This is a genomic window from Thermodesulfobacteriota bacterium (assembly GCA_039028315.1).
GTDB lineage: Bacteria > Desulfobacterota_D > UBA1144 > Nemesobacterales > UBA2774 > CR02bin9.
This window is the reverse complement of the sequence record JBCCIH010000258.1, coordinates 1-2,251: the sequence shown is the minus strand read 5'-3', so window position 1 is coordinate 2,251 and position 2,251 is coordinate 1. Positions and strand designations below refer to the sequence as shown.

Sequence of the window (2,251 nt, the reverse complement as noted above, 5' to 3'; positions counted from 1 at the left end):
ACTTTGGAGGCATAATACGGCGATGATGAGATGTTGATGATAATTTGGGCATCACCTAGTAGCGCTTGGCGCCTGGTTGGATCACCCGGATACCATATATCCTCACAAATATTCACTCCAAACATTAGATTGCCTAGCTTGTATACAGGAGCACGTGCACCGGACTGAAAATACCTGTTCTCATCAAATACTCCGTAATTAGGCAAATAACGCTTGTGATAGATATCTATTATTTTTTTATCGTGGATTATTGCAGCAGCGTTGTAGATGTCTTCTTTCTTATCAGGGAACCCAGCAATTATAGTGATATTTTGTGAAGCTTTTCTAACTTTTTCAAGAGCTGTTATGCTGTCGTTTATAAAATTGGGTTTTAATAGAAGATCCTCCGGAGGGTACCCAGTAATGCTGAGCTCGGGGAAGCATACAATATCTACCCCTGCATCTTTAGCAGAGCTAATATAGGAGAGCATCTTATTTAGATTCCCTTCTATGTCTCCAACTCTTGCATTTATCTGAGCTAAACCTATTCTTGGCATATTTTTCTACCTTCTAATTAGCCTAATATAATACTTGAATAATGAGTATAACAGCAATATATCGCAATATTTATTGAGAGTTATGGATTTAAAGTTAGCTAGCTAAGCCCTATGGCTATGTGGACAATATTTGCAAAAAAGTGAAATATTATGCTTGCCCACAGGCTTTTAGTTTTAATGTAGAGGTAACCCATGACAAGAGATGGGAAGAAAGTGAGAATAGCCTGGGAGCAGATCGCAATATTGTGACCGCCTGCAATGCATAGGGTTATAAAGTGCCCAACAGCAAAAAGAGCACTCACAATTATTATCCCCTTAATATTGTTTCCAAGTTTTGTTTGTAGATAGCCCCTAAAAAAGACCTCTTCTGGAAGCGCCACCATAAGTAGCTGTGTCAGAAGGAAAGACACTGAAAGGGCATTCCATGTAAGAGATTGACCAGCATAGAGTCCGTAGAGAAATATTACCGCTGTATAAATTGAAAGCAGTATTGCAGATACGACAAAACCTACTAATACTCCCCTTGGGTCATTTCTAAAAAATTTGCCGTCTGCTTTTAATAAAACAGGAAATAGCATCAGAGCCGCTGCTATAGATATCACATAATTTGGCGCAAGAAATATTCTAGATAAAAATATTATCAGTATTATTACAACGTAGACAGACAGCGGAACGGCATGTTTTAACAACCAGGGTTTATCTTTCATTGACAGGATTTTAAACACATAGCCTAGATTTTGTAACAATACATAAGGTAGTATTTGAGGTCAATAAAGCCATTTTAAATTAATTGTGTTAGATTTTTTTAGGCCAAACACTTGGCGGTGCAATATAGGATGAGACTTAGTCTGGATAAATATGCGGTTCAAATAATAGTAATTACTCTAACGGCAATTATTGGAACCTTCGTAGTTGCCTACGTGGGATACGTGTTAATTGAAAACGAATTCCCTGAGTCATTTTTCTCAATCTGGGATGTTTGGGATACAGGCCATTATACAGACATCGTAACCTATGGCTATTCAAACTCAGATCTACAAGAAAATCATTTCTTAATAGCATTCCTTCCTTTGTATCCCTATTTAATGAAAATTTTTTCTTATATATTCCAAGATAGTGTCTTGTCCGGTTTATTTATATCAAATATTTCATATATAGTCGCAGCATTTTATCTCTATAAATTGGTAGAGCTAGATTTTGAAAAAGACGATGCGCTTCGGGCTGTAGTTTACTTCTCTATATTTCCAACCGCTTATTTCTTACATGCTGCATATACAGAAAGCCTGTTTTTGGCATTAACTATTTCAAGCTTCTACTATGCACGAAAAGGCTCATGGGCAGCTGCTGGGATTATTGGGATATTTGTTACGATGACGAGACTAAATGGAATTCTTTTACCCCCGATTCTGCTTTTAGAATATCTAGTTCAAAAAGAGTTCAAAAAAGAGAACATTAAAAAAGATATTTTATGGATATTCTTAAGCGCAATTGGCTTCGGCGTTTATCTGGCAATAAATTATTCCAATTATGGAAGTCCTTTTCATTTCTTCGGTACTCAAAAAGAATTTTGGACAATGGAGCTCGGACTGCCATCAAAGGGCTTTTTATACTCTTTTTATATGAGTCAATATCCGATTGCAAAGTATGTTATTACAAATAGTTATTCTCAAATATTTTTTACAATGTTAGCATTTTTATTAATCATATACTGCTTT

Annotated in this window: 3 protein-coding genes; 1 reads left to right on the top strand and 2 read right to left on the bottom strand. The window is 36.0% G+C overall.

From position 1 onward, the window contains the following. Together AAF462_11710 and AAF462_11705 are read right to left on the bottom strand one after the other, a co-directional pair. The coding region (locus AAF462_11710) for a nitrilase-related carbon-nitrogen hydrolase (GenBank protein ID MEM7009788.1) at nucleotides 1–536 on the bottom strand (536 nt) is incomplete at its 3' end. Nucleotides 537–634: 98 nt separating this feature from the next. Continuing rightward, nucleotides 635–1,243, bottom strand: a complete 609-nt coding sequence (locus tag AAF462_11705; GenBank protein MEM7009787.1) for a CPBP family intramembrane glutamic endopeptidase — start codon at nucleotides 1,241–1,243, stop codon at nucleotides 635–637. Between the two features lie 129 nt (nucleotides 1,244–1,372). On the opposite strand from AAF462_11705, the gene AAF462_11700 reads away from it, so the two are divergent. Continuing rightward, a partial coding sequence (locus AAF462_11700; GenBank protein ID MEM7009786.1) for a glycosyltransferase family 39 protein occupies nucleotides 1,373–2,251 on the top strand: 879 nt, incomplete at its 3' end.

Coding starts and splice junctions, on each gene's coding strand:
- AAF462_11705 (MEM7009787.1), bottom strand. CDS start 1,243: ATGAAAGATAAACCCTGGTTGTTAAAACATGCCGTTCCGCTGTCTGTC.